This window comes from Caulobacter sp. P4_E5 (assembly GCF_056401555.1).
In genome coordinates, this window is the sequence record NZ_JBFUJD010000140.1 from 1 (window position 1) to 5,654 (window position 5,654).

Here is a 5,654-nt window from a genome sequence, read left to right on the forward strand (position 1 = left end):
GCTCAAGCGCGATCCGGGCGCGACCATGGACGCCGCCGAGACCGCCCTGCGCGCCGCCGGCGGCGAGGCCGCGGCCGTCGCGGTCGTCAGCCCCAGCGGCGTCGTGTCGATCGCCGGCCGCGACGAAGGCGCAGACTGGAAGGCCGCCGCCCAGGCCGCCGCCGCCTCGGGCCGCACCACCTGGACCGGCTCGGTCGGCGACACCGGCCGGCTCTATGTCGCCACCACCGMCACCCTGGACCACGCCCGCGCCTTCGTGATCGCCAGCGGCGACGCCACGCGCCTGATCGAAGATCCCCAAAAGGGCGACGGCGCGGCCCTGGCCTTGTCGACCGGCAAGCTGATCGCCGCGCGCGGTCGCGGCGCCCAGGGCGCCAATACGGTCCGCGAAGCCTTCGCTCTGTCGCCCGAGGACATCGGCGACGGCCCGGTCGCCCTGCGCGGCCAGGCGATCGACGGCGCGGCGCTGGACGTCGCCGTGCGTCCCACCGCCGAAGGCGCCCTGCAGGTGATTGCCGCGGCGCCCACCCACACCGTCGCCAACCTTGACCGACAGGTCATGGACGGCGCGTTCAACCTGCTGGCGCCGCTGGCCGTCGGTATCGCCCTGGCGCTGCTGCTGCTGATCCAGAGCCGCAAGGCCGAGGTCGCGCACCGTGAGTTCGTCGACAGCGAGCAGCGTTTCCGCCTGGCCGTCGAGGCCGCCCGCTGCGGCATCTGGGAATGGGACCTGAACGGGGACCAGGTGTTCCTGTCCGACGTGACCGGCGCGATGTTCGGCTGGGGCGGCGGCGGCGTGGTCTCGGGCCAGGATCTGCTGGAGCGGATCTCGATCGACCACCGCGAACGGGTCCGCCAGGCCCTGGCCAACGCGGCCATGTACGGCGCCTTCGACGTCTCGTTCCGTGTCCCCGCCGCCGAGCAGGGCGGCCGCTCGCTGTGGATCGACGCGCGCGGCCAAGGCTTTGGCAAGCCGGGCGTCGACGGCTATGTCCGCATCATCGGCGTGGCCCTGGACGTCACCGAGGAGCGCATCGCCCAGGCCCGCGCCCAGGCCGCCGAGAACCGCCTGCGCGACGCCATCGAGAGCGTGTCCGAAGCCTTCGTGCTCTGGGACCGCCAGGGCCGGCTGCTGATGTGCAACCGCAACTATCGCAGCGTCTTCTCGCTGGAGCCCAAGCTGCTCAAACCCGGCGCCGCGCGGGCCGAGGTCAACCGCTTCGCCGCCCTGGCCATCAAGCAGGACCACCCCGCCCCCGACGGCGCCAAGGGCGTGCGCGAGGCCGAGCTGATGGACGGCCGCTGGATCCAGATCAGCGAGCGCCGCACGGCCGAGGGCGGCCTAGTCATGACCGCGGCCGACATCACCGCGATCAAGACCCAGGAAGAAGCCCGCCGCCTCAACGAGGAACAGCTGCAGAACGCCATCGCCGGCCTGGAGCGCAGCCAGGAGCAGCTGGCCGAGCTGGCCCGCAAGTACGAGACCGAGAAGGTCAAGGCCGAGAGCGCCAACAAGGCCAAGAGCGAGTTCCTGGCCAACATGTCCCACGAGCTGCGGACGCCGCTGAACGCCATCAACGGCTTCTCCGAGATCATGATGAACGAGATGTTCGGCGCGCTCGGGGACGCCCGCTACAAGGGCTACAGCCAGGACATCCACTCGTCGGGCCAACACCTGCTGGCGCTGATCAACGACATCCTCGACATGTCGAAGATCGAGGCCGGCAAGATGAACCTCAAGTTCGAGCCGATGCACCTGGAGGACGTGGCCGAGGACGCCGTCCGCCTGATCCGCAACCGCGCCGAGGCCGCCGGCCTGAAGCTCAGCATCGACTTCCCGGTCCTGCCCGAGATCGAGGCCGACTACCGGGCGGTCAAGCAGGTGCTGCTGAACCTGCTGTCCAACGCTATCAAGTTCACGCCGCGCGCCGGCAGCGTCACCATTCGCGCCGAGGTCCGCCGCGACCCGTTCAACGACACGGTCAAGGTGTCGGTCACCGACACCGGCATCGGCATCGCCAAGGAAGACCTGGAGCGCCTGGCCCGGCCGTTCRAACAGGTCGAGAGCCAGTTCTCCAAGACCACCCAAGGCACGGGCCTGGGCCTGGCCCTGACCAAGTCGCTGATCACCATGCACGACGGCCTACTGGAGATGCACTCCACGCCCGGCGAAGGCACCACGGTCAGCTTCACCCTGCCCGTCCGCCAGAGTGACCATAAGGCCACGCGGGACTTCGCCGCGGCGTAGGACGGCGGCGGGTTTCAAGGACGAGAAAGTTCGCTGACCGTTGTCGGTTTCCGGCACACGCCCACGTCCTTCGGACGAGGCGGCGACGGGCCGGCTAAACATGAAGGTCGCCGATGGCCAAACTCGTCTTCGGAATGATGCAGTCGCTCGACGGCTATGTCGCCGGCGCGGCCGGCGGGCCGCAGCTGCCGATCCCTGGCCCCGCGCTACATCGCCACTTCAACGACCACGTCCGCGCCTTGGCCGGCTGTCTCTACGGCCGCCGCATATACGAGGTGATGCGCTATTGGGACGAGGACCGTCCGGATTGGGGCGAGATCGAACGGGACTTCGCGCAGGCGTGGCGGGCGCAACCCAAATGGGTCGTGTCACGCACGCTGAAGTCGGTCGGTCCCAACGCGACGCTGATCTCCCACGACGTCGAAGCGTTCGTCCGACAGCTCAAGGCCGACGTCGAGGGCGACATCGACGTCGCTGGGCCTGAGCTGGCGGCCAGCCTGACCGGCCTTGGCCTGATCGACGAGTACCGCCTCTACTTCCGCCCCGTCGTTCTCGGCGGCGGAAAGCCCTATTTCGCCCGGGCGCGACCGCCCCTGCGTCTGATCGCCAGCGACACCGTCCCGGAGGACGCCATCAGACTGGTGTTCGCTCCGGCCTGACGATCCCCACCGCCCAATTCTAAATTTTCGGAAATATTACTTGTACTTCATAGACTTAAATCGAGGTCATGAAGCACTCGTAACGGGTTTTCGGCGCACGTCGGGCCTACACCCTCGCTCAACGGATCGCCGCGGGCGACCAACCGAGAGAGGGATCTGAGACCATGAGCAAGATCGTCAACCGTATCGCCGCCGTCGCCGCCCTGGCCCTGGCCGCCACCCCGATCATCAGCCTGACCGCCGCCCACGCTGGCGAACGCGTCCAGCCGGTCGCCCGGATCAAGGTCGGCGACCTGCGCCTGTCGGATCCCACCGATGCGCGCGAGTTCGCCCGTCGTGTGAATATCGCCGGCAACCGCGCCTGCGAAGCCAAGGGACTGCGCGGACTGTCGGTCAAGGCCTGCCTGATGGACTTCGACGCCGATGTGCAGGACGCCCTGAACGAAAAGCAGGCCGCCGACCTGAAGGTGGCGAAGGCCGCCGGAGCCGGCGTGGCCCTGGCTGCGAACTAGCCCCGCGAACTAGCCTCTGCGCATCCACGCCGCGACGGCCCAGGCATGGGCGTCGTGGCGCAGGGCGACCACCGCGTCGCGCGGGTCCAGCCAGACCAGCGCATGGTCGTCCTCGACCTTCAGGGCGGGCTTGTCGCCGGTCACCTTGACCGCATAGACCCCGCCGAAGTTCCGCACCGGCTGGCCGTCGGACTTCAGGAACAGCTGCGACACCGTATCGATCAGAAGGCCGGCCTCGACCACCAGGCCGGTCTCTTCGCCGAACTCGCGGACCACCGCCTCGGCCTCGGTCTCGTCACCATCCACCGCGCCGCCAGGCAGGTCGAAGTACGGCGGCTTGCCGGGCTTGGTCACCTGGGCCAGGGCGATCTGGCCCAAGGCGTTCTCGGCGACGCCGAACGCGGCCCGACGATCCAGATAGGTCAGCCCCGCTACGGGCGCGCCGAAAGCCAGCATGCCGCGTCTCAGTCCTTGCCGTAGAGGTCGAACCACGGATCGGCCTTGCCGGACTCGACGTCCGCCACGCTGATCTCCGGACGATAGCCGATCGTGCCCTTGGCGCTGGCGGTCCAGGCGTCAGTGACCAGGTCGCGCAGGGCCGTGGCTCCGGCGGCGATACGGGTCTGGACGAAGGTCTTGGCGCGCGGGTCGGTCTCGACCATGCCGCCGGCCTTTTCCAGCTGGTACAGCGGCTCGGTCTGCTTCCAGGTCTCGGTCAGATAGCCGACGACGCGGGTCTCGATCGAGCAGTCGCAGGCCTTGTAGGCCGGCACCAGCGCCTTGATCGACGCCTCGTCGCCCAGGGCCTTGGCCAGCGGCCCCTCGAACTGGAAGTGCGTCGAGCGGGCATTGGTGTAGCCGTTGGGGTTCGGATAGTCGCCCCAGCCGTTGTAGTGTACCGACAGGTGCAGCGGCTGGCTGCCGTCGCCGACATAGTGGGCCCAGACGCCCAGGTCGCGGACCAGCAGATCTTCCCGGCGCTTCAGGTCGGCCTTGTAATAGGCCAGCCGGGTCGGATCCTTCTCGATCTTCAGAGCGGCGGTCAGGATGCGCCAGTAGGTGAAGTCCTTCACCAGCTGCTGATAGCCGTCGATGATCGCGTACGGCAGGTAGCCGGCCTTCCAGCTGTCGACGCCGGCGGCCTGCAGGGCCTTTTCGTAGTCGGCGCGGGTCGGCGGCAGGGTCGCCACCGTGAAGGCCGGGCCGCCGAACATCTTGCCCTGGTCGTCGACGTCCAGGAAGTGGGCGGCGTCGCGGTCGGTGTCGTGGATCTTGCCCGAACCCTTCCAGCGGTCCGGCTCGCGGGCGTACTCGCCGATCGCGGCGATCGCCTCGGGCGTACGCAGGAAGGCCGGCACGTCCGAGGGCAGGCTGGCGGCGCCGACCACGCCCACCACCCGGTGGCCCGAAGAACCCCAGGCGAAGGCCGAGGCGGCCGGCGCCGACAGGGCGGCGGCGAGGGCGAGGACTTTCAGGCTGGACGACAGACGCAAGGAGAAGCTCCGAAGGATCAGATAATGCCGAGCGCGGCGTCCATCCGCCCCACCCAGGCCTTCACGGCCGGATACAGCGAAAGGTCGAACCCGCCCTCGTGCGCCACGCGGGTGTAAGCCACCAGGGCGATGTCCGCCAGGGTGAGCCGCTCGCCGACCAGAAAGGGCGTTTGTTTCAGCTGTGTTTCCAGCCGCGCCAGGGCCTGGCCGCCGCGCTCGATCAGCCGGGTTTCCAGGCTCTCCAGAGCCTTGCCCAGATAGACGACCTGGAAGCGCGCCACGGCGACATAGGGCTCGTGGCTGTACTGCTCCCAGAACAGCCATTCGAGCATCTTGGCCCGCTCGTAAGCGTCGGCGGGGACCAGGGCCGAGCCCTCGGCCAGGTGCAGCATGATGGCGTTCGACTGAGCCAGCGGCCGGCCGTCCTCCAGGATGACCAGCGGCGCCTGGCCCGCCGGGTTCAAGGCCAGGAACTCGGGCGTGCGCGTTTCGGCCGCCAGGACGCTGGTCTCGATCCATTCGAACGGCCGATGCAGCTGTTCGGCGGTCCACTTCACCTTGAGGCAATTGCCCGAGATCGAGTCGCCGTAGATGCGCAGCGTCATGGCGGGTTCCTTCTGTGAAGCTGTCGAAAGCAAAAAATCGGCGCACCAAGGCCAAGTTTCAAGTCTCTGAATCAATGCCGCTTTTTCACGCACCAAGCGAGTGGCGCCTGCGGCGTATCGGCTCCAGGGGTTGTCAC

The 5,654-nt window shown here is 68.5% G+C and carries 6 protein-coding genes; 3 read left to right on the forward strand and 3 right to left on the reverse strand.

The features are described from left to right. The 3 genes from pleC to AC1DSO_RS24370 form a co-directional block, all read left to right on the forward strand. A partial coding sequence (gene pleC / locus AC1DSO_RS24360) for a cell cycle histidine kinase PleC (RefSeq protein ID WP_477071262.1) occupies positions 1–2,248 on the forward strand: 2,248 nt, incomplete at its 5' end. 113 nt (positions 2,249–2,361) lie between these two features. Beyond that, positions 2,362–2,907 carry a dihydrofolate reductase family protein gene (locus AC1DSO_RS24365; protein WP_477071263.1) on the forward strand — a complete coding sequence of 182 codons (546 nt, stop codon included), beginning with the start codon at positions 2,362–2,364 and terminating at the stop codon, positions 2,905–2,907. 164 nt (positions 2,908–3,071) lie between these two features. Then, positions 3,072–3,419 (forward strand): UrcA family protein, encoded by a 348-nt coding sequence (locus tag AC1DSO_RS24370; protein ID WP_477071264.1) that lies wholly within the window; start codon positions 3,072–3,074, stop codon positions 3,417–3,419. Between the two features lie 9 nt (positions 3,420–3,428). Here the strand turns inward: AC1DSO_RS24370 and AC1DSO_RS24375 are convergent, their stop codons facing one another. Genes AC1DSO_RS24375 through AC1DSO_RS24385 form a run of 3 tightly spaced genes read right to left on the reverse strand, consistent with a single transcriptional unit; the run spans position 3,429 to position 5,517 of the window. Beyond that, positions 3,429–3,875 carry an NUDIX domain-containing protein gene (locus AC1DSO_RS24375; RefSeq protein ID WP_477071265.1) on the reverse strand — a complete coding sequence of 149 codons (447 nt, stop codon included), beginning with the start codon at positions 3,873–3,875 and terminating at the stop codon, positions 3,429–3,431. Between the two features lie 8 nt (positions 3,876–3,883). Then, positions 3,884–4,912: a phospholipase C/P1 nuclease family protein gene (locus AC1DSO_RS24380; protein ID WP_477071266.1), complete on the reverse strand. Its 1,029-nt coding sequence runs from the start codon at positions 4,910–4,912 to the stop codon at positions 3,884–3,886. A gap of 17 nt (positions 4,913–4,929) precedes the next feature. After that, positions 4,930–5,517 carry a glutathione S-transferase family protein gene (locus AC1DSO_RS24385; protein WP_477071267.1) on the reverse strand — a complete coding sequence of 196 codons (588 nt, stop codon included), beginning with the start codon at positions 5,515–5,517 and terminating at the stop codon, positions 4,930–4,932. Positions 5,518–5,654: the final 137 nt, after the last annotated feature.

Bases quoted from the DNA above. Each gene is read 5' to 3' on its own strand.
- AC1DSO_RS24365 (WP_477071263.1), top strand. From the start codon at position 2,362: ATGGCCAAACTCGTCTTCGGAATGATGCAGTCGCTCGACGGCTATGTC.
- AC1DSO_RS24370 (WP_477071264.1), top strand. From the start codon at position 3,072: ATGAGCAAGATCGTCAACCGTATCGCCGCCGTCGCCGCCCTGGCCCTG.
- AC1DSO_RS24375 (WP_477071265.1), bottom strand. From the start codon at position 3,875: ATGCTGGCTTTCGGCGCGCCCGTAGCGGGGCTGACCTATCTGGATCGT.
- AC1DSO_RS24385 (WP_477071267.1), bottom strand. From the start codon at position 5,517: ATGACGCTGCGCATCTACGGCGACTCGATCTCGGGCAATTGCCTCAAG.